Origin of the sequence: Sphaerotilus sp. (genome assembly GCF_031429695.1) — a bacterium.
In the GTDB taxonomy this organism is placed as follows: domain Bacteria; phylum Pseudomonadota; class Gammaproteobacteria; order Burkholderiales; family Burkholderiaceae_C; genus Sphaerotilus.
This window is the reverse complement of the sequence record NZ_JANPAB010000105.1, coordinates 33,528-54,073: the sequence shown is the minus strand read 5'-3', so window position 1 is coordinate 54,073 and position 20,546 is coordinate 33,528. Positions and strand designations below refer to the sequence as shown.

The window sequence follows — 20,546 nt, the reverse complement described above, 5'->3', positions numbered from 1 at the left end:
TGCCGCGCCGATCATGCAGCAGTTCTACGCGCTGCCCGGGGTGGCCGCCTTGGTGCAGCGGTCCGGGGCGGAGCAGGACATCATGCTCGGCTACTCGGACAGCAACAAGGACGGCGGCTTCTTCACCAGCAACTGGGAGCTGTACGCAGCGGAACTCGCGCTGGTCGAGCTGTTCGACACGCTGGGCCACAGCCACGGCATCACGCTGCGCCTGTTCCACGGCCGCGGCGGCACGGTCGGCGGTGGCGGCGGCCCGAGCTACCAGGCCATCCTGGCGCAGCCCCCCGGCACCGTGAACGGCCAGATCCGCCTGACCGAGCAGGGCGAGGTCATCGCCTCCAAGTACGCACACCCGGAAATCGGCCTGCGCAACCTGGAAACGCTGGTCGCCGCCACGCTCGAAGCCACGCTGCTGCACCCGACAAAAAGCGCCCCGCGCAGCTTCCTCGACGCCGCCGCGGAACTCTCGCTGGCGAGCATGTCCGCCTACCGCGCGCTGGTCTACGAGACCCCCGGCTTCACCGACTACTTCTTCAGCGCCACGACGATCCGCGAGATCGCCGAACTGAACATCGGCTCGCGCCCCGCTTCACGCAAGGCAACACGGGCGATCGAAGACCTGCGGGCGATTCCGTGGGGCTTCTCGTGGGGCCAGTGCCGCGTCGCGCTGCCGGGCTGGTGCGGCTTTGGCTCGGCGGTGGAGGCCTACCTGGCCAACGGCAAGACCGACAAGCTGCGGGCCGAGCGGCTGGCGCTGCTGCAGCGGATGTGCAAGGACTGGCCATTCTTCCGCACCCTGCTGTCGAACCTGGACATGGTGCTGGCCAAGACCGACCTGCGCATCGCGGCGCGTTACCTCGATCTGGTCGAGGACAAGAAGCTCGGCAAGAAGATCTTCGCCGCGATCGAGGCCGAGTGGCAGCGCACCAACGACGCGCTGAACCAGATCACCGGCGACACCCAGCGCCTGGCGAACAACCCGACGCTGGCGCGCTCGATCGAACACCGCTTCCCCTACCTCGACCCGCTGAACCACCTGCAGGTCGAGCTGATGCGCCGCTACCGGCAGCGCCCGGCCGACGCGAAGACGGCGGGCGATCCGACGCTGGAGCGGCTGCAGCGCGGCATCCACATCTCGATCAACGGGGTGGCGGCGGGCCTGCGCAACACGGGCTGATCGCTGGCTCAGTCCACCAGCCGGACGGGGTAGCTGTAAGTGCGCAGCACCCCGTTCACCCGGACGTTCGCCACCGTCACGTCGTGGATCACCCCAGCAGTGATGCCCGCAGCCCGAAAGCGCAGGACATTCGGCACGCCGTAACCGGCGTAGTCGGGCGACACCGCGCTCACGGCCAGCGCCACACCGCCGCGGGGCACCACCGAGACAGTCGCCACGCCGAAATCAACCTTGCCAAGTCCATTGGCCGAGCGGCTGGTCTTGTCGGCGATGGCGGTGAAGGACAGGACGGGGTCACCCTGAAAGTAGGCTTTCCTGTAGTCGCCGACCGGGTAGGCGATGTAGTCAGGCGTGACCGGGCCGGCCTCGTCGGTGGCGTAGATGACCTTGATGGCCGCACCTGTGGTGCGCACGCCGCTGGCGGCCTGGACATCGACGCGGCCGAAGGCGATCTGCTTCAGGAAGGGGTCGAGCAGCCAGCGGCGGTGGCCGAGCGTGGACTCGCTGCCGACATCGGCGAGCCAGCCGGTCAGGATCGACGCCGAGGACACGAGCGTCAGGAAGGCGCTCGGGCCGCCGAGGTAGAGGTTGCTCGTCTTGGCGCCCGCCAGGCCCGCTGCGCTGTAACACCCCCAGCCGCTCGGTGGCTCGTGGCTGAGTGCGCCATTGACGGCCGACATCAGCGCGGTCTGCATCACCTCGTTGTCGCCCGTGACGGTGGTGTCATAGGCGACGGCGGCCAGCCCGTGCGCAGTGCGGATGGCGTTGACAGCGGCCAGGGTGCTGGCTTTTTCGGCAGCGGTCAGTGTGCCGGCGCGGCAGATGCTGGTGTCCGGCAGCGCGGCATAGAGGGTCTGGGCGGCCGTTGTGAACGAGGAGGATCCCGTCCCGCCGCCAGTGTCACCGGTCGCTCCGGCGCCGCCGCCGCAACCTGTCGTGGACAACACCAGCGCCGCCAGTGCGGTGGAAACACCCCATCGGGCCAGACAGTGGTCGGTGTGCATCTGAACTCCCTCGTCCATCGGTTGGCGTGAAAACCCCTGCAGCCTACCGCACCGCGCTGCGCACGCGCTGTTCGAACTGCTCGGGCGTGCAGGGCCGCCCGAACAGGTAACCCTGGTATTCGTCACAGCCCAGCGCCGCCAGAAACGCCACCTGCCCCTCGGTCTCGACCCCCTCTGCGACGGTGCGCAAGCCCAGTTTCTTGGCCAGCACAAGGATGGCATCGACGATGGCGGCGTCATTGGGATCGGTCTCGATGTCCTGCACGAAAGACCGGTCGATCTTGAGCTTGTGCACCGGAAAGCGCTTGAGGTGACTGAGTGATGAATAGCCGGTACCGAAGTCGTCAATCGAGAGCTGCACGCCCATGGCTTTCAGACGCTGCATGGTCACCAGTGCGTGATCGGGTTGGGCCATCACCATGCTTTCGGTGATTTCCAGCTGCAGCAACGCGGCGGGACACGCGGTGGCGGCCAGTGCCGCGGCAATCGAGGCGTCGAGCGCCGGGTGGCTGAACTGGCGCGCGGAGAGATTGACGGCCACGGGCACATCGCCCAACCCGGCGGCCTGCCAGGCCTGGGCGTGGGTGCAGGCCGTCCGCATCACCCAGTCGCCAAGCGGCACGATCAGGCCAGTCTCCTCGGCGATCGGGATGAAACGCGCCGGCGACACCAGCCCGAACTCGGGATCCTGCCAGCGCACCAGCGCCTCGGCCGAGACGATGCGGCCACTGACAGCATCGACGATGGGCTGGAAGTGCAAGCGCAGTTCGCCTTGCTCCAGCGCGCGGCGCAGTCCGGCTTCGACGCGCAGGCGCTCGACCGTTTCCTCATTCATCTCGGGCGTGAAGAAGGCCATCGCGTTGCCACCGCGGGCCTTGGCGCGGTACATGGCCGTATCGGCGTGCTGCAGCAGAACGTCGGCCGTGTCCGCGTCGCGCGGAAAGACGCTGATCCCCAGACTCGTGCTGACCGACAGATCCTGCCCGCCGACCCGCACCCGCTGGGCAAGCGTGCTCAGGATCTTCTGCGCCACCGGCACGATGTCGCTCACCTCCGCCATGTCGGACAACACCAGCACAAACTCGTCACCACCGAGCCGGGCCACGGTGTCACCCTGGCGCACACAGCCGCTCAGGCGCTCGGCCACGGTCTGCAACAGCAAGTCGCCATGGCTGTGGCCGAGGCTGTCGTTGACGGTCTTGAACCGGTCCAGGTCGAGCACCAGCACGCCCGTGACACGGTGGGACCGTCGGGCGTAGATGAGCGCCTGCGTCAGCCGGTCGGTGAGCAGGTGGCGGTTGGCCAAGCCCGTGAGTGCGTCGTGGCTGGCCTGGCGTTTCAGCGCCTCGGTGTTGTGGTGAATCACCTCGCGCTGCAGCGACAGCGAATCCGCCATGCGGTCGAGCGCGACCATCACTTCCCCCAGTTCGCCGCGGGGATAGGGCGCACCGATCGGCTCGTCGAAGCGACCGGCATCGAGCCGCGAGATACCAACCATCAGGCGTGCGGCCTGGCGCCGGACGGCGAACTCACCCAGCCCCGCCGCGCCCAGGAACACCAGCACCGACGTCAGCAGCACACCCGCCAGCGCCCGGCGGAAATGGACATCCACCTGGGCGTGGAGGTCGACTTCCGGGACGCTCAGCACCAGGCGCAGGCCCGCATCACGGGTACGGGGCAGCAGCGCGCTGGCCCAGATCCGAGCCTGCGCTGCCTCACCCAGTGTTTCGGCCAATGGCCCCATCGCTTCGGAGAGCACGAAACGTTTCGTCACGGCGTCCACCGCCAGCCTGGCCGCGCCAGACCCGGGGTAGTCCAGGACCAGGGAAGCGTCGTCGTTCCAGATCTGGAGGTTCATCTGCCGGTAGGGCAGCGAGGCGGCCACCGAGCGCCCGTAGTCGTCCAGGTTCAGCGAGGCCAGCATGACGAAGCGCAGTGCGCCCTGCGCATCCCGCACCGGGTAGGCGATCTGGAGCACCGCCTTGCCGGTCAGCCGGCCGATCACCGGTTCGACCACATGGCGCGTGGCGGTGAGTGCGCGCATGAAGTAGCTGCGGTCGTTGAGATCGAGCTGGCGGCCGCTGCGCAGCGAGTCGCAGTGCAGATGTCCATCGGGACGGATGGTGAGCAGGCCCGTGTACTGCGGGTGTTCGCGCAGCACCTCGGCCAGGAAGACCGAGCAGGCCTCGGTGTCCGGCAACCCCAGCAATGGCACCCGGGCCAGGCCGAACAGCAACTGCGCCGTGCCGCTGATCTTGTCGTCAAGGTCGCTGGCGATGACTCCGGTGCGGGCGGTGAGTTGTCCGCGGACCTGCTCCAGCGTGGCAGCCCGGTTTTCCAGCAGCACCCACACCATCGCCAGCACCGGCAGCAGCGACGCCACCAGCACCAGCCAGAGGATGCGGGCGCGCAGGCTCATGGCGCACGTTCCATGTAGCCCTGCAGCACGTTGACTACGTTGGTGCCGACTTCGGCGACGGCGTAGCCACCTTCCATGGTGAAGACCGTCGGCAGCCCGAGGCGGGCCAGGCGTTCGCCGAGCCGCAGGTAGTCCGCACTGCGCAGGTGGAAGCCGGAAATCGGATCGCCCTCGAAGGTATCCACCCCGAGCGCAACGACCAGCGCTTCCGGCCGGAAGCGCGCCACCCCCTGCGCCGCCTGGTCCAGCGTGTCGAACCAGGTCTCCGCCGAGGTGCCGCGGGGCAGCGGCAGGTTGAGGTTGAAGCCCAGGCCAGCACCCTGCCCGGTTTCGTCGGCGTGTCCGAGAAAAAACGGGTACTCGGTCATCGGGTCGCCATGGAGCGAGACGGTCAGCACGTCGTCGCGGGCGTCGAAGATGGTCTGCGTGCCGTTGCCGTGGTGGTAATCGACATCGAGCACTGCCACCCGCGCCGCACCACCGTCACGCAGCGCCTGCGCCGCCAATGCGGCGTTGTTGAGGAAGCAGTAGCCACCGAAAAAATCCGGCCCGGCATGGTGGCCCGGCGGTCGGGTCAGCGCCACCGCACTGCGCTCGCCTGCCAGCACCGCCCGCGCGGCGGTGACGGCACACGCCGCGCCAGCCCGTGCCGCCGACCAGGTGCCGGCCACCATGGGACTGCCGGCATCGAATGAATACAGGCCGAGCTGCGCCGCGAAGTTGCCCGGCACCACGTCATGCCGGAAACCGCGCACCGGCCAGACCGAGGGCAGGATATCGAGCGCCGCGTTGGCCGGATCGAGCGCCACCCAGGCATCCCAGGCACCCGCGAGGAAATCCAGATAGCGCGGCGAGTGGACGGCAGCCAGCACGGCATCGGACACTGGATCGGGCAGACACAGCAGCCCGACCGGCCGCTGCCGCAGTGCCTCCAGCACGAACGCCAGCCGGTCAGGCGTCTCGTGGCAGGGCACCAACCGGCCACGGAACATCTCGTGGCGGGCGTCGTGGCGGTGGTGCTCCGGGTTGTGGACGATGCGCATCGTGGGCCCCTCCAAGGTTCAGTAAGGCTCCGACACCGCGAAGCGGGTATTCCAGTTGTCGAGATACGCCTTGACGAGTGCCGCATCGTCGCGGATCAACACACCGTTCTCGGTGTTGCGGGTCTCGGCGGACTTGGTGAAGTTGTACGACCCGGTGAAGACCGCCCGGCCGTCGAAGATCATGACCTTGTTGTGCGCGATCGCCGGCTTGGTGTCAATGACCACCGGCACGCCCCCGTTCTTCAGGTAGGTGGCGCTGGTGTATTTGTCACCGACCTGGCTTTTGTCCACGATGACCTGCACGTCGATGCCGCGCTCCTTGGCCTGCTTGACGGCCTGGGCAATCGGCACACTGGTGAACACATAGGCCTGCACACGCAAGGAGCGGCGCGTGGCGTGGATGCTCTCGATGAGCAGCTTCTCGCAGGAGTCGCCATCGGGCGTGAAACACAGCCGGTACGACGCGCGTGGTGAAAATGTCTGGTAGCCGGCGACCGGGGCAGCGGCAGGCGGTTCGTCGGTGCGCGCCACCGTCGGCATGGCCACGGCCAGCAGCGCCCCGGTGACAGCCAGCAAGGATGGCCAAGCGTCAGCAAAACGGATCATGGGGCAGGGATCGGATGTCATTTCGGGCGTGGATCATCCCACGCCCACCCGGCCCCCTGGCCGGCAATGGGCCTTATTCGCCCAGATAGGCTGCCCGGACCTTCGGATCCGCCAGCAGCTGCCGCCCCTGACCCGTCATCGTGATCAGCCCGGACTCCATCACGTAGCCGCGGTCGGCCACGGCCAGCGCGCGGCTGGCGTTCTGCTCAACCAGGAGCATCGTCACGCCCTGCTTGTGGATGTCGGCGACGACCTCGAAGATCTTGTCCACCATGATCGGCGACAGGCCCATCGAGGGCTCGTCCAGCAGCAGCACCTTCGGCCGGGCCATCAGCGCGCGGCCCATCGCCAGCATCTGCTGCTCGCCGCCGGACATCGTGCCGGCAAGCTGGTCGCGGCGCTCCTTCAGGCGCGGGAAGATGCTGAACACCTTCTCGATGTCGACGTCGATTTCCTGGTCGTTGCGCGTGTAGGCGCCCATCTGCAGGTTCTCGGTGATCGTCATCCGGGTGAAGGTGCCGCGCCCCTCGGGAATCATCACCAGCCCCTGCTTGGCCAGATCCCAGGAGCCTTGGCCCTTCAGGCTCTTGCCAAGGTACTTCACGTCACCGTCGGCAATGGGCTGCATGCCGGTGACCGCCTTGAGCGAGGTGGTCTTGCCAGCGCCGTTGGCACCGATCAGGCTGACCAGCTCGCCTTCGCGGACTTCGAGCGTCACGCCCTTGACCGCCTGGATGCCGCCGTACGCGACCTTCAGGTTCTCGATGCTCAGCAGAACCTGGCCGCTGCCGCCGGTCTTGTGGTGAATTGCGGTTGCCATCGTGTGGGGTGTCCGTGCTGCGTTTGCGTTCAATGGGCCTTGTGACCGGTGCCCAGGTAGGCCTCGATCACCTTCTCGTTCTTCTGCACCTCGGTTGGCGTGCCCTCGGCAATCTGCTTGCCATAGTCGAGCACCGTCAGCCGGTCACACAGCCCCATCACCAGCTTCACGTCATGTTCGATGATCAGGATGGTGCGGCCATCCTTGCGGATCTGGTCGATCAGCTCGCGCAGCACCCCCTTCTCGGTGGCGTTCATGCCGGCAGCCGGCTCGTCGAGCGCGATCAGCTTGGGGTCGGTGGCGAGCGCGCGCGCGATCTCCAGGCGGCGCTGGTCGCCGTAGCTCAGCGTGCGCGCCTTGTACTCGGCGAACTTGCCGATGCCGACGTAGTCGAGCAGCTCCTGCGCACGCTGGGCGATGGCCCGCTCCTCGGCCTTGAACGCCGGGGTGCGGAAGACCGCGCCGATCAGCCCGGAGTGCGAACGCACGTGGCGCCCGACCATGACGTTCTCCAGCGCGGTCATTTCGGGAAAGAGCCGGATGTTCTGGAAGGTACGGGCAATGCCGGCGGCCGCCACCTCATGCACCGCAGTTGGCGTGTAGGGGGCGCCGCCGAGGTTGAACGTGCCACCGTCCGGCGTGTAGAGGCCGGTGATGACGTTGAAGAAGGTCGTCTTGCCGGCGCCGTTCGGACCGATCAGGCCGTAGACCTGCCCCTTGTGGATGGTGATGCCCACGTCCGAGAGGGCTTGCAGGCCGCCGAAGCGCTTGGAGACGCCCTTGACTTCCAGGACGATGTCCGCGGTGTTCTTGCTCATGGGGAGATGGCTCCTGTTCGCTTCAGCTTCACTTGGCCGCCGGAGCGGCCTTGCCGTGCTCGGGCGCGGGCCACAGGCCGCGCTGGCGCACCAGCATGATCGTGATCATCGCCAGCGCGATCAGCAACTGGCGCAGGATGGCCGCGTCCAGCCGCCCGCCCGTCATGGCCTGCACGTCACCGGCCACATAGCGCAGCACTTCCGGCAGCGCCGACAGCAGCAGCGCGCCCAGGATCACGCCGGGGATGTGCCCGATGCCGCCCAGCACCACCATCGCAACGATCATCACCGACTCGGCCAGCGTGAACGACTCGGGCGAGATGAAGCCCTGGAAAGCCGCGAACATGGCGCCCGACACCCCGCCGAAGGTGGCGCCCATGCCGAAGGCGAGCAGCTTGAGATTGCGGGTGTTCAGCCCCATCGCCTTGGCGGCGATCTCGTCCTCGCGGATGGCCATCCAGGCGCGGCCGATGCGCGAAACCTCCAGCCGGCGGCAGACAATCACCGTCAGCACCACCAGCCCCAGGAACAGGTAGTAGTACAGCACCACCGGCGGGAAGGTGTGTCCGAACAGATCCACCGGCTTGCCGAAGCTGAAGCCGAAGAAGTTCATCGGGTCGATCTGGCTGATGCCGCGCGGACCGTTGGTGATGTTGAGCGGGTGCTCCAGGTTGTTCATGAACACCCGGATGATCTCGCCGAAGCCCAGCGTCACGATGGCCAGGTAGTCACCGCGCAGCTTGAGCGTCGGTGCCCCCAGCGTCACGCCGAAAAACGCCGCCACCAGCGCAGCCACGGGCACCACGGCCCAGATGGGCATGTGCAACCCGTCCGGGAACATCGCCTTGATCCACTCGAAGTTGTCCGAGAGATGCGGGGAGGCCAGCAGCGCGTAGAGGTAGGCCCCCACCGCGTAGAAGGCGACGTAGCCCAGGTCGAGCAGGCCGGCGAAGCCGACGACGATGTTCAGGCCGAGGGCGAGCATCACGTACAGCAGCGCGAGCGCCATGATGCGCACCCAGCCATGTCCGAACTGCGCCGCGAACAGCGGCAACGCCAGCAGCGCGAGCGCCGCCAGTCCGAACACCACCCATTGCTTGGTCTTGTCCATGGAAGTCATGTGTGTGGTCTCCTCAGGCGCGGTCGGCCACGCGTTCGCCCATCAGGCCGGACGGTCGCATGGTGAGCACCAGGATCAGGACGAGGAAGGCGAAGATCTCGACGTACTGGCTGCCGAAGATGCCGCCGGTGAGGTCGCCGAGGTAGCCCGCGCCGATGGCTTCGATCAGGCCGAGCAGCACGCCGCCGACCATCGCCCCGGTCAGGTTGCCGATACCGCCGAACACCGCTGCGGTGAACGCCTTCAGGCCGGGCATGAAGCCCATGCTGTGCTGCAGGGTGCCGTAGTTGGCGGCCCACATGATGCCGGCGATGGCGGCCAGCGCCGCGCCGATCACGAACGTGGTGCTGATGATGTGGTCCGGGCGCACGCCCATGAGACCGGCGACACGCGGGTTCTCCGCCGTGGCCCGCATGGCGCGACCGAGCTTGGTCTTGTTGACCAGCCACAGCAGACCGGTGAGCACCGCCGCCGTGATGACGAGGATCAGGATCTGAGTCAGCGTGATGACGGGGCCGTCTTCCCAGAGGTTGTAGACCTCCACCGGCAACAGCTGCGGATAGGGCTTGGGATTCGGTTTCCAGATGATCATGGCCAGCGTCTGCAGCAGCAGGCTCATGCCCATGGCGGTGATCAGTGGCGCCAGGCGCGGCGCGTTGCGCAGCGGCCGGTAGGCGATCTTCTCGATGGCGTAGTTCAACACCGAGCAGACGATGATCGCGGCGATCGCCGAGATGAACATGATCAGCCAGCCCGGCAGGGTCGAGCCCGCTTCCTGGAATGCAATGGCGACGCTCCAGCTGACCATGGCGCCGACCATGAGCACCTCGCCGTGCGCGAAGTTGATCAGGCTGATGATGCCGTAGACCATCGTGTAGCCGAGTGCGACGAGGGCATACATGCTCCCGAGCACCAGACCGTTGATGATCTGCTGTACAAAGATATCCATTCCAAGCTCTCCTGTGACCGCTGTTGCGTCATGCTGCAAGGCCTGTGCCAGGATGGAATGTGACATCTTCCCGCTGCATTTCGCACACCAATTCTAGGCGGGCGAGGAGCCTCGCCAGATGCGCGTTTGCGCTAGGAACATCGCCGAACATCCGGGAATGACCAGCGATTCAGCGGTTTTTCTTCGCTTCTTCGTCGAGTTGGCGCAATTGGGCAAGTTTCTCGCCGATGCGGATCTCCAGCCCGCGGGCCACCGGTGCATAGAAGCGCGGTGCGGGGTCATGGGCGTCCGGGAAGTACTGCTCGCCGGACGGATATCCGTCCGCCTCGTCATGGGCGTACCGATAATTCCGACCGTAGTCGAGGTCCTTCATGAGCTTGGTGGGCGCATTGCGCAGGTGCAATGGCACCGGCCGCGAACCATCCTGCTGCACGAAGGCACGCGCCGCCTTCCACGCCGTGTAGACCGCGTTCGACTTGGGCGCCACCACCAGATAGACGACGGCCTGCGCCAGCGCCAGCTCTCCCTCGGGCGAACCGAGCCGCTCGTAGGTTTCGCTGGCATCGAGCGCCAGCCGCAGCGCCCGGGGGTCGGCCAGCCCGATGTCCTCGTTGGCCATGCGGATCAGCCGCCGCGCGATGTAGCGCGGATCGACCCCGCCATCGACCATGCGCGCGAACCAGTACAGCGCCGCATCCGGACTGCTGCCGCGCACCGATTTGTGCAGCGCCGAGATCGTGTCGTAGAACTGCTCGCCGCCCTTGTCGTAGCGCCGCAGTTGCGCGCCCAGGCTGCGCTCCAGTGCCGCTTCGTCGATCACGGTGGCCGTGCCCACCATGCGCACGACGTTTTCGTAGGTGTTGAGCAAGCGCCGCGCATCTCCATCGGCATAGGCGACCAGGCGCGCTGCGGCTTCGGGGGTTGGCTCGGCAGCCTGCAGTTCCGTTCGCGCAGTGACCAGCAGCGCCAGCAGGTCGTCTTCGGACAGCGGCTGCAGCACATGCACCGTCGCCCGCGACAGCAGCGCCGAGTTGACCTCGAACGAGGGGTTCTCGGTCGTGGCGCCGATGAAGGTGAACAGGCCCGACTCGACGTGCGGCAGGAAGGCGTCCTGCTGCGCCTTGTTGAAGCGGTGGACCTCGTCGACGAAGACGATGCAGCGCCGCCCCTGCGCCTGCGCCACCCGCGCCTGCTCGACCGCATCGCGGATGTCCTTCACGCCACCGAGCACGGCCGAAATCTGCACGAAGCGGCTGTCGAAGGCATCGGCCATCAGGCGGGCCAGCGTGGTCTTGCCCACGCCGGGCGGGCCCCACAGGATCATCGAATGCGGCCGGCCCGATTCGAATGCCACCCGCACCGGCTTGCCCGGCCCGAGCAGGTCGTGCTGGCCGATGACCTCGTCGAGGTGGCGCGGGCGCAGGCGCTCGGCGAGCGGCGCATCGGCGACCGGAACCGATGCCGCCGTGGGTGCCGAATCAGTGTCCGGCAGATCGCCGAACAGATCGCCGATCGGGGCGGTCACTGCTGCAGCACGTCAACGCCGGTGGGCGCGGTGAACTTGAAGCGGGTCGCCGCCAGCGTCACATTCGGCTCGAAGCGGCCGAAGTCCAGCCGCGAGCGCTGGCCGAGGGCATCGACCAGTTCGATCGCTGCCAGATCCTTGCCGCGAAAGCCGACCCGCAACTGGCGGATCTGGCCTTCCTTGGCCTTGGGCTGGGCCTGCACCCACTGCAGGCCGCCGGCGTCTGCCTCGGCCTGCAGCGTGAAATCCCGGTCGAGGTTGCCACCCGCCAGCAGTGCCGCCGGGGTCGAGCCGAGCACCTGGTCAAAGGCGCGCACCGTCACCTGGTTCAGATCGACGTCATAGAGCCAGACCTTCTGGCCGTCGGCGACGATCTGCTGCTCGTAGGGCTTGGTGTACTCGAAGCGGAAGCGGTTGGGCCGCTGGAACTCGAACTCGCCCGACGAGGTCTTTTTCTTCGCACCGTCCGGCGCCGTGACCACCTGCGTGAACGGCGAGCGGCCGGACTGCACCGTCTGCACGAAGCTGCGCAGCGCATCGGCCGCATCGGCACGGGCCAGCACGGGACTCAGGACGGCCAGCGCCAGCACGGCGCCACGCAGCACGGCCTTCGGGGACTTCAGGAGGTTCAGCATCATTCGTTGTTGCGGGCCGGGACGAGGAGGTCGCGGTTGCCGTTGGTGGACATGCTGGATACGAGTCCGGATTGCTCCATTTGTTCCAGCAGGCGGGCCGCGCGGTTGTAGCCGATGCGCAGGTGGCGCTGCACCAGCGAGATCGACGCCTTGCGGTTCTGCAGCACGACGGCCACGGCCTGGTCGTACATCGGGTCGGATTCGGCATCTCCGCCGCCGCCTTCGGCGTTGGTGTCGTTGCCCCCGTCGCCGTCGAGCACGCCGCCTTCGAGGATGCCTTCGATGTAGTTCGGCTCGCCCTGGGTCTTCAGGTATTCGACGACGCGGTGGACCTCGTCATCGCTGACGAAGGCACCGTGGACCCGGATCGGCACACCGGAACCGGGCGAGAGGTACAGCATGTCACCCTGCCCCAGCAAGGCCTCCGCGCCCATCTGGTCGAGGATGGTGCGGCTGTCGATCTTGCTGGAGACCTGGAAGCTCAGGCGCGTGGGGATGTTGGCCTTGATCAGGCCGGTGATGACATCGACCGACGGGCGCTGCGTCGCCAGGATCAGGTGGATGCCGGCGGCGCGGGCCTTCTGCGCCAGCCGGGCGATGAGTTCCTCGATCTTCTTGCCGACCACCATCATCAGGTCGGCCAGCTCGTCGATCACGACGACGATGTGCGGCAGGCGGTCGAGCGGCTCGGGCTCTTCCGGCGTCAGGCTGAACGGGTTGGGAATCAGCTCCTCGCGTGCGGTGGCATCGTCGATCTTCTTGTTGTAGCCGGCGAGGTTGCGCACACCCATCTTGCTGAGCAGCTTGTAGCGCCGCTCCATCTCGGCCACGCACCAGTTGAGCGCGTTCGAGGCCTGCTTCATGTCGGTGACGACGGGGGCGAGCAGGTGCGGGATGCCTTCGTAGACGCTCATTTCCAGCATCTTCGGGTCGATCAGGATCAGGCGCACATCGCGCGCATCGGCCTTGTAGAGCAACGACAGGATCATGCTGTTGATGCCCACCGACTTGCCGGAGCCGGTCGTGCCGGCCACCAGGCAGTGCGGCATCTTGCCCAGATCGGCCACGAACGGCTGGCCGACGATGTCCTTGCCGAGACCGAGCGTCAGCAGCGACGCGGCGTTGGTGTAGATCGGCGCGCCGAGCACCTCGGACAGCCGGATGATCTGGCGCTTGGCGTTGGGCAGCTCCAGTGCCATGCAGTTGCGACCGGGAATGGTCTCGACCACGCGGATCGACACGAGGCTGAGCGAGCGCGCCAGATCCTTCGCGAGGTTGACGATCTGCGAGCCTTTGACGCCGGTGGCCGGCTCGATCTCGAAGCGCGTGATCACCGGGCCCGGCGTGGCGGCGATGACCTGCACCTCGACGCCGAAATCCGCGAGCTTGCGCTCGATCTGCCGGCTGGTGGCTTCCAGGTGTTCAGGCGTAGCGGTTTCGGTGGCAGGCGTGGCGCGGTCGAGCAGGCCGACCTGCGGCAAATGGGCCGGACCGTCGATCGGGGCCGGCACGGGCACCGGCAGCGGCAAGGGCATCTGAATCGCGGCCGGGGGGCGGGCAGGCGCCGCGGCCATCGCCACCATGGCCGCCGGCCGCACGCTGGGCAGAGGCATCGGCAGGCCCTCGTCCCAGGGCGGCGCTACCAGCGGCGGCAGGCTATCGGGCACGGTATCCACAAAATCTGGCTCATGGCTCGCCGCGCGCGATCCACCGGCCGCAACCTGCAGTACACCGGGCATCGTTTCCGAGTCGAACACAGGCTCGACGCTCACCGCGACCACCGGTTTGTCCTTGTCCTTCTTCTTGCGGAGGCCGACGGGTGCAGGCGTGATCGCCACGGCGTCGATCGGGGCAAGCGGTGCTGGCTCGGTCATCGAGCCACGCTCACGCGCCATCTGCGCCTCCGCACCGATGCGCTTGTCCTCGGCCTCCTTGCGGCGCAGCTGGCGACGCTCGCGCCAGCCATCGAGCCAGCCGCCGATGCGCTCGGCCAGTCCCAGCCACGAAAACCGGAATGCCCAGGCCAGCGCCAGCAGCAACACGACGATCCAGAGCACCCCGCTGCCGACAAAACCAAGCAGCCGCATGCTCGACGGACCGAGCACCGCCCCCAGCACGCCGCCGGCATGGGCGCCAGCCACCAGACCCTCGAACTGGTACAGGCGGGTCCATTCCAGCGCGGTGCTGGCCATCAGCAGCAGCACCAGGCCCACCCAGGTCAGCCATTGCGGGCGCCAGTGCACAGGCCCCACCGGATCGACCGGCGCCAGATCCGTCCGCAGCAGGTGCGCCACCATCGACAGCCACCCCCGCACGCCAAACAGCAGCCCCCACCAGGCGGACAAACCGAGCAGCACGAATGACAGATCGGACGCCCAGGCGCCGATCACACCGACATGGTTGCGCAGGCGCTGGCCATCGCCGGAGGTGGAGAACGCCGCATCGCCAGGGTGGTGACTGAGCATGGCGATGACCCACAGCAACAGCAGGGTGCCGCCGAGCGTGATCCCCACCTGGAGGCGCCAGCGGGGGACGGGAGGAGAGGAGGTGGCCTGGGCCTGCGGGGCAGGCGTCTGGGCAGTAGCTGAACTGCGCAGCGAACCGAGCGGATAAGTCATGCCGGCATTGTCCGCGATCCGCAGAAACGGCAAAGCCGCCATGAACCAGGGCGGCTTTGCGTTCACTGAGGCACCCGGGGGATGCCTTGTCTGCAAGGATTACTGGGTAGCCAGACGCTCGGTCAGCACGACCCAGCCGTTTTCCTGCGTCTCGATCAGGCCGCGTTCTTCCAGGTCCTTCATCACGCGGCTGACCATCTCGCGGGAAGCGCCGACGACCTTGGCCAGATCCTGGCGCGAGACCTTGCTGCGGATGACGCGGCGACCTTCGTCGTCCTCGGCCATGTCCAGCAGTGCACGGGCCACGCGGCCGTAGACGTCCAGCAGCGCAAGCGATTCGATCTGGCGGTCGGCATTGCGCAGGCGCGCGACGAGGCCGCGCAGAATCGCGTAGGACAGGCTGGAGTTGTCCGGCAGGCAAGTCGCGAACTCGTTGCGGCCCAGCACCAGCACATCCGTCTGCACCTCGGCGCGCACGGTGGCCGAATGCGGCTCGTTGTCGATCAGGCTCATCTCGCCGAGGTAGTCACCGGCTTCCAGCACCGCCAGGATGACCTCGCGGCCCCGGGTGTCGGAGGTGATGACGCGGGCACGGCCGCTCAGCAGGATGAACAGGGCATCCGACTTGCGGCCTTGCTCGACGATGATCTCGCCGCGGCGGTAGCGGCGCTTGACCACGCCATCCGCGATGGTCTGCGCCTGCTCCACGGTCAGCATCGAAAAAAGAGGAACCCGTCGAATCAGATCCAGGTTTGAGAGCATGGCCATGGGGCTACTCCTGCTTGTTGGTGTCTATCGTTGTCATTGAAAGCGGGACATGGCGCGAGGCAGACAAGAACCGCTAAGCTTCGCACTGCAACATTTCACGACATGCCCATTGCGTCGCGACTCTAACCGAAGCGTCCCCCCGTTGAACAGCGCGGTGACCCGGAAATGAAACCGCGCGCTCCCACGGAAACCGACACCGAACCCATGAGCAGCACCTCCACGCACGCCCAAGTCCTCATCCTCGGCTCCGGCCCTGCCGGCTACACGGCCGCCATTTACGCGGCACGGGCCAACCTGCAGCCCATGCTGGTGACCGGCATGGCGCAGGGCGGCCAGCTGATGACCACCACCGAAGTCGACAACTGGCCGGCCGACGTCATGGGGGTGCAGGGGCCCGAGTTGATGCAGCGCTTCCAGGCGCATGCCGAACGCTTCAACACCACCATGGTGTACGACCACATCCACACGGTGGATTTCTCGCAGCGGCCCTTTCTGCTGACAGGCGATTCCGGCACCTACACCTGTGACGCACTGATCATTGCCACCGGCGCCAGCGCCAAGTACATCGGCCTGCCCTCGGAAGAGGCGTTCATGGGCCGCGGCGTCAGCGGCTGCGCCACCTGCGACGGATTCTTCTACCGCGGTCAGGAAGTCTGCGTGGTCGGCGGCGGCAACACAGCCGTCGAGGAGGCGCTGTACCTGTCGAACATCGCCAGCAAGGTCCACCTGATCCACCGCCGCGACAAGTTCCGCGCCGAGGCCATCCTGATCGCCAAGCTCCACGCAAAGGTCGTCGCCGGAAACATGGAGTTACACCTGTTTCAAACTTTGGATGAAGTTCTCGGTGACACCACGGGCGTCACCGGTGTGCGCCTGAAGAGCACGACCGACGACAGCACCCGCGACCTGGCCGTGCAAGGCTGCTTCATCGCCATCGGCCACCAGCCGAATACAGACATCTTCAAGGGGCAACTGGAGATGAAGGATGGCTACATCGTCACCCGCTCCGGGCTGAACGGGCTGGCCACGATGACCAGCGTGCCCGGTGTGTTCGCTGCTGGCGATGTGCAGGACCACGTCTACCGCCAGGCCATCACCAGCGCCGGCACGGGCTGCATGGCCGCGCTTGATGCCCAGCGCTACCTGGAACAGAACCCCCCGGTCAGTGCCTGACAGGCAGCGATTGGCGGCGGCGTCGTTTTCCGTTCTATAATCGACGTTTTGCCGCCAATAGACCCGTCAAGCCCTTCGGTTTGACGGAGGGGTGATCATCAGGCCGGGCACCACAAGTGCCGAAAGTTATCAGGCGGGCCTGCTCTGGTTGCTGTAACCATCGTTCGGAGTAGCGTCATGGCACGCGTCTGTCAAGTCACGGGTAAAGGCCCGATGGTGGGGAACAATGTCTCCCACGCCAACAACAAAACCAAGCGCCGCTGGCTGCCTAATCTGCAGTACCGCCGCTTCTGGGTAGAAACTGAAAACCGCTGGATTCGCCTGCGCATCTCCAACGCTGCGCTGCGACTGATCGACAAGAAGGGCATCGACGTGGTCCTCGCCGACCTGCGTGCCCGCGGCGAACTGTAATCGGAGACTGACACCATGGCAGCCAAAGGCGGACGCGAAAAGATCAAGCTGGAATCCACTGCGGGTACCGGCCACTTCTACACCACGGACAAGAACAAGAAGACGACGCCCGGAAAGCTCGAATTCATGAAGTTCGATCCGAAGGTGCGCAAGCACGTGCTCTACAAGGAAATCAAGCTCCGCTGATCAGCCCACGCTGAACGGGACTTGTTCCAGAAAACCCGCCCGGGCCCGACCCGCGGCGGGTTTTTTCATGCCTTTCGCGATCCCCAATCCCCCACCATCCCCCAAAAGGTGGCCCCCTACAGCGTGATGGACTGCACGCGCCAACCCGCCTAGATTGAACACCGAGAACACAACTGCGCGGGGAGCAGCATGAAGCAGCCGGGATGGCAGACAGGCGTCGGCGTTGCGGCCTTGCTCGCCTGGGCAAGCAGTGCCTGCAGCCAGTCGGTGGACACCTCAATGGCACGCGCAGTGGTCGACCAGCCATTGTCGATGTCGGTCCAGGTGCGCGGTTTCGACTGGCCGGCGAGCCGACTGACCCCAGACTGCCTGCAAATCCAGATCCAGCAGGGTGAGTCCGGTGAAACGATTGCGCCGGTGCACGTGCGCACCATCCCGAGCGGCGACGATGGGCGCGTGGTGGTGCAGATCAGCAGCCCGCAGACCGTCACCGATACCGTACTCACCGGCCGGCTGAGTCTGATGTGCGGGGCAGACTACACCCGCGAATTCATCGTGCTGGTCGATCCACCTGCCACCATCGCCACGCCGAAACGACCAGTACTGCCGGCCACTCTGCCGCTGGCAAAGCAGGTGGCGGTGGCAGTGGCGATGCTGCCGGTGCCACCGCCGGCCTATCCAGCGGAACCGGTCAATGCCACGCGCCACATCACGCGGTCCGACGATCCAGCGCTGCCCGCTGGGGCATCCGGCAATCGGACGCTGGAGGGCGCCGAGATGCAGCGACTGGTCGCTGCCGTCGTGTCAGCGCTGGCCCTGACGCCCATGTCCGGCAGCTCAATCACCCCCCTGCCCGCCCAGCCAGCCACCCCCACTGCGGAGTTGCCCTGGCAAGACCTGCGTGAGGAACAACGCCAGACACGGTCCGCCGTGGCGGCACTGCTGACACGCATCGAGCGCAACGAGCACGACACCTGGCGCGACGCATTGCTGGTGGTGGGCGGCATCCTGGGTCTGTCGGCCAGCCTGCTGGTGCTTCGTCTGGTGCGCGAGGGAATGATGCCGAGGATGGGCGCAACCGAGGCGATGGCCGCGCTGCACTTGCGTCGCAAACGTGCCAGATCCCGGCCAGACGCTGACTCGCGGGCGGTACCGGCCACGCCCGACACACCGCCAGGGCCGGCATCCACCAGCACAGACCCCGGAACGGTCAACTGGACGCATCCACCAGCACCAGCACCAGCACCAGCACCCGCCACGCGGTGGCCGGACGCGGATTTCGGCCACCCGAGCCTCGACACCACGGCCGCCAGCACCGAATTGCTGCAGGAACTGGACCCCCTGGTCGCCGAGTCCCCGATCGGGGTCGCGGTGGTTCTGGAGCGGCGCCTGCAGGAACTGCCGGGCAAGTGCCCCTGGATCCTGCTGCGCCTGCTGGAGCTGTACCGCCAGATGGCGCAGCCCTGGAACCACGAGCGGGTTGCTGCCCAGCTGGAGGCGCTCTACAACGTCCGCATCCCGGACATGGCGTCTCCCGAGGCGTCCGCCAGCGCCGATCTGGAGGCCTATCCCGACACGCTCGACAGGATCCTTCAGGCCTGGCCGCTGGACGACCCCGCTGCCGCACTGACCGACCTGCTGCTGCGGCCAACGGTCATCGAAGTCCTCGACCAGCCAGCGTTCGAGGATGCCCTGCTGCTGCACGGCATCGTGCGGCAACGACAGTCCGCATGGCTCGCCGCAGTTGACTCTGGCTCAGGCAAGCCCTCGACCAACTCGACCCAGTTGCCGTCGGGCAGCAGCCGGTTGATGGAATTGCTGGCGGCTTGAAACAACAAGGGCCACCCATTGCCTCGGGTGGCCCTTCTTCATCCAGTTTTCTGCTGCACGGCAGCCGTGCGGCGCACTCAGGCGTGGGCGGAGCGCAGGGTACGCGCAAAATCCTGCAGTGCGGCAATGCCGCTGCTCTCGGCGCGCTGGCACCAGCCCTGAAGATCCACCACCAGCTGCTCGCCCGACACATTGGTGCGGGTCCACAGCTGGCGCAATTCCTCGCGCATGGTGACCAGCTTCGTCAGCGACGGGCTCTGGTCACAGGCCTTGGCGACCAGTGCCTTCACGTCAGCGGGGATCTTCTGGTCGTCGCGGTGCAACCAGCGCTGCGCCAGGCGCATTTCGGTCCAGCGCTCGGTGTTCTGCGCGCCCTGCTGCTTCAGGCGCTCCAGTTCATCGGCACAGGCCTTGCGCAGGTTGGTGGCGTACTGGGCCATGACCTCGTAGCGGTTGGCGATCAGCGCTTCGAGCGTCTGGCTGTCGGCCACGGGACGCACGGCGCCGAGCTTGAGCTGCGGCGCGGTCTTGCGCACCTTGGCCAGACCCAGCATCTCCAGCACACGGATGTAGCCCCAGCCGATGTCGAACTCGAAGGGCTTGACCGACAGCTTGGCCGAAGTCGGGAACGTGTGGTGGTTGTTGTGGAGCTCCTCGCCGCCGATCCAGATGCCCCAGGGCACGATGTTGGTGGAGGCGTCTGGTGCCTCGAAGTTGCGGTAGCCCCACCAGTGACCCAGGCCATTGATGATGCCGGCCGCGTGCACCGGGCTCCACAGCATCTGCACCGCCCAGACCGTCAGGCCAAGCGCACCGAACAACAGCACGTTGATGACCAGCATCAGCGACACGCCCAGCTTCGAATGGCCGGTGTACACATTCCGCTCCAGCCAGTCGTCCGGGGTGTTGTGGCCGAACTTCTTCAGCGTTTCCTGAACCTTGGCCTCGGCGCGGTACAGCTCGCTGCCGCGCAGCAGCACGGTCTTGATGCCATGGGCGACCGGGCTGTGCGGGTCGTCCTTGGTCTCGCACTTGGCGTGGTGCTTGCGGTGGATCGCGACCCATTCCTTGGTGACCATGCCCGAGGACATCCACAGCCAGAAGCGGAAAAAGTGCGCCGGAATCGGGTGCAGATCGAGCGAGCGGTGGGCCTGGCTGCGGTGCAGGAAGACAGTGATGGCGACGATCGTGATGTGCGTCATCACCAGCGTGGTGACCAGCACCTGCCAGGAACTGGCGCGCAGCAGACCATGGGCCAGCCAGTCCACCAGGACCGACCAGATCGTCGAGAGTTCGGGCATCGAGATTCTTTCTAGAAGCGCAGGGGTCCTGCTGACCGGGTGGACGCCTGCGCTACGGAATCATGTCGTGTCCGAACCACGGGCGGGGTGAAGCATTCTAGACGTTCCGCTGTTTCTCACGAAACAGGGATATTGCCTGATAT

At 66.6% G+C, this 20,546-nt stretch carries 18 protein-coding genes; 5 read left to right on the top strand and 13 right to left on the bottom strand.

The features are described 5' to 3' along the window. The coding region (locus RMP06_RS19655; RefSeq protein WP_310463484.1) for a phosphoenolpyruvate carboxylase at positions 1 to 1,177 on the top strand (1,177 nt) is incomplete at its 5' end. A gap of 8 nt (positions 1,178 to 1,185) precedes the next feature. Here the strand turns inward: RMP06_RS19655 and RMP06_RS19650 are convergent. The 12 genes from RMP06_RS19650 to RMP06_RS19595 form a co-directional block, all read right to left on the bottom strand. Further along, positions 1,186 to 2,181 (bottom strand): CAP domain-containing protein, encoded by a 996-nt coding sequence (locus RMP06_RS19650; protein ID WP_310463483.1) that lies wholly within the window; start codon positions 2,179 to 2,181, stop codon positions 1,186 to 1,188. Positions 2,182 to 2,224: 43 nt separating this feature from the next. Continuing rightward, positions 2,225 to 4,600, bottom strand: coding sequence for a bifunctional diguanylate cyclase/phosphodiesterase (locus tag RMP06_RS19645; protein WP_310463482.1), 2,376 nt, complete (start codon positions 4,598 to 4,600; stop codon positions 2,225 to 2,227). Further along, complete coding sequence (locus tag RMP06_RS19640; RefSeq protein ID WP_310463481.1) at positions 4,597 to 5,643, bottom strand: histone deacetylase family protein; 1,047 nt, start codon at positions 5,641 to 5,643, stop codon at positions 4,597 to 4,599. The genes RMP06_RS19645 and RMP06_RS19640 overlap by 4 nt, the downstream gene beginning before the upstream one ends. A gap of 18 nt (positions 5,644 to 5,661) precedes the next feature. Next, positions 5,662 to 6,249 carry a phospholipase D family nuclease gene (locus tag RMP06_RS19635; RefSeq protein WP_310463480.1) on the bottom strand — a complete coding sequence of 196 codons (588 nt, stop codon included), beginning with the start codon at positions 6,247 to 6,249 and terminating at the stop codon, positions 5,662 to 5,664. Between the two features lie 73 nt (positions 6,250 to 6,322). Further along, positions 6,323 to 7,069, bottom strand: coding sequence for an ABC transporter ATP-binding protein (locus tag RMP06_RS19630; protein WP_310463479.1), 747 nt, complete (start codon positions 7,067 to 7,069; stop codon positions 6,323 to 6,325). 29 nt (positions 7,070 to 7,098) lie between these two features. Beyond that, positions 7,099 to 7,887 carry an ABC transporter ATP-binding protein gene (locus RMP06_RS19625; RefSeq protein ID WP_310463478.1) on the bottom strand — a complete coding sequence of 263 codons (789 nt, stop codon included), beginning with the start codon at positions 7,885 to 7,887 and terminating at the stop codon, positions 7,099 to 7,101. Between the two features lie 28 nt (positions 7,888 to 7,915). Beyond that, entirely contained in the window at positions 7,916 to 8,998 is a 1,083-nt protein-coding gene (locus RMP06_RS19620) for an ABC transporter permease subunit (RefSeq protein ID WP_310463489.1), read from the bottom strand. Positions 8,999 to 9,020: 22 nt separating this feature from the next. Next, on the bottom strand, positions 9,021 to 9,956 hold the full coding sequence (locus RMP06_RS19615) for a branched-chain amino acid ABC transporter permease (protein WP_310463477.1): 936 nt from the start codon (positions 9,954 to 9,956) through the stop codon (positions 9,021 to 9,023). A 169-nt stretch (positions 9,957 to 10,125) separates the two neighbouring features. After that, positions 10,126 to 11,448: a replication-associated recombination protein A gene (locus RMP06_RS19610; RefSeq protein WP_310463488.1), complete on the bottom strand. Its 1,323-nt coding sequence runs from the start codon at positions 11,446 to 11,448 to the stop codon at positions 10,126 to 10,128. A gap of 29 nt (positions 11,449 to 11,477) precedes the next feature. Further along, complete coding sequence (lolA, locus tag RMP06_RS19605; protein ID WP_310463476.1) at positions 11,478 to 12,116, bottom strand: outer membrane lipoprotein periplasmic chaperone LolA; 639 nt, start codon at positions 12,114 to 12,116, stop codon at positions 11,478 to 11,480. Continuing rightward, positions 12,116 to 14,734 (bottom strand): DNA translocase FtsK, encoded by a 2,619-nt coding sequence (locus RMP06_RS19600; RefSeq protein ID WP_310463475.1) that lies wholly within the window; start codon positions 14,732 to 14,734, stop codon positions 12,116 to 12,118. The genes lolA and RMP06_RS19600 overlap by 1 nt, the downstream gene beginning before the upstream one ends. Positions 14,735 to 14,833: 99 nt before the next feature. Then, positions 14,834 to 15,502, bottom strand: a complete 669-nt coding sequence (locus tag RMP06_RS19595) for a Crp/Fnr family transcriptional regulator (protein WP_310463474.1) — start codon at positions 15,500 to 15,502, stop codon at positions 14,834 to 14,836. A 204-nt stretch (positions 15,503 to 15,706) separates the two neighbouring features. Between RMP06_RS19595 and trxB the strand changes: the two genes are divergently transcribed. The 4 genes from trxB to RMP06_RS19575 all read left to right on the top strand — a co-directional run bounded on the left by trxB (position 15,707) and on the right by RMP06_RS19575 (position 19,102). Further along, positions 15,707 to 16,675 carry a thioredoxin-disulfide reductase gene (gene trxB, locus RMP06_RS19590; RefSeq protein WP_310463473.1) on the top strand — a complete coding sequence of 323 codons (969 nt, stop codon included), beginning with the start codon at positions 15,707 to 15,709 and terminating at the stop codon, positions 16,673 to 16,675. Between the two features lie 177 nt (positions 16,676 to 16,852). Continuing rightward, complete coding sequence (gene rpmB / locus RMP06_RS19585; RefSeq protein ID WP_310463472.1) at positions 16,853 to 17,086, top strand: 50S ribosomal protein L28; 234 nt, start codon at positions 16,853 to 16,855, stop codon at positions 17,084 to 17,086. A gap of 15 nt (positions 17,087 to 17,101) precedes the next feature. Then, the gene (rpmG, locus tag RMP06_RS19580) at positions 17,102 to 17,272 is read left to right on the top strand and encodes a 50S ribosomal protein L33 (protein ID WP_310463471.1); all 171 of its coding nucleotides are present in this window, start codon (positions 17,102 to 17,104) and stop codon (positions 17,270 to 17,272) included. 189 nt (positions 17,273 to 17,461) lie between these two features. Beyond that, positions 17,462 to 19,102, top strand: coding sequence for a hypothetical protein (locus RMP06_RS19575; RefSeq protein WP_310463470.1), 1,641 nt, complete (start codon positions 17,462 to 17,464; stop codon positions 19,100 to 19,102). 77 nt (positions 19,103 to 19,179) lie between these two features. On the opposite strand, the gene RMP06_RS19570 is transcribed toward RMP06_RS19575, so the two are convergent. Continuing rightward, positions 19,180 to 20,403 (bottom strand): DesA family fatty acid desaturase, encoded by a 1,224-nt coding sequence (locus RMP06_RS19570; RefSeq protein WP_310463469.1) that lies wholly within the window; start codon positions 20,401 to 20,403, stop codon positions 19,180 to 19,182. Positions 20,404 to 20,546 lie beyond the last annotated feature (143 nt).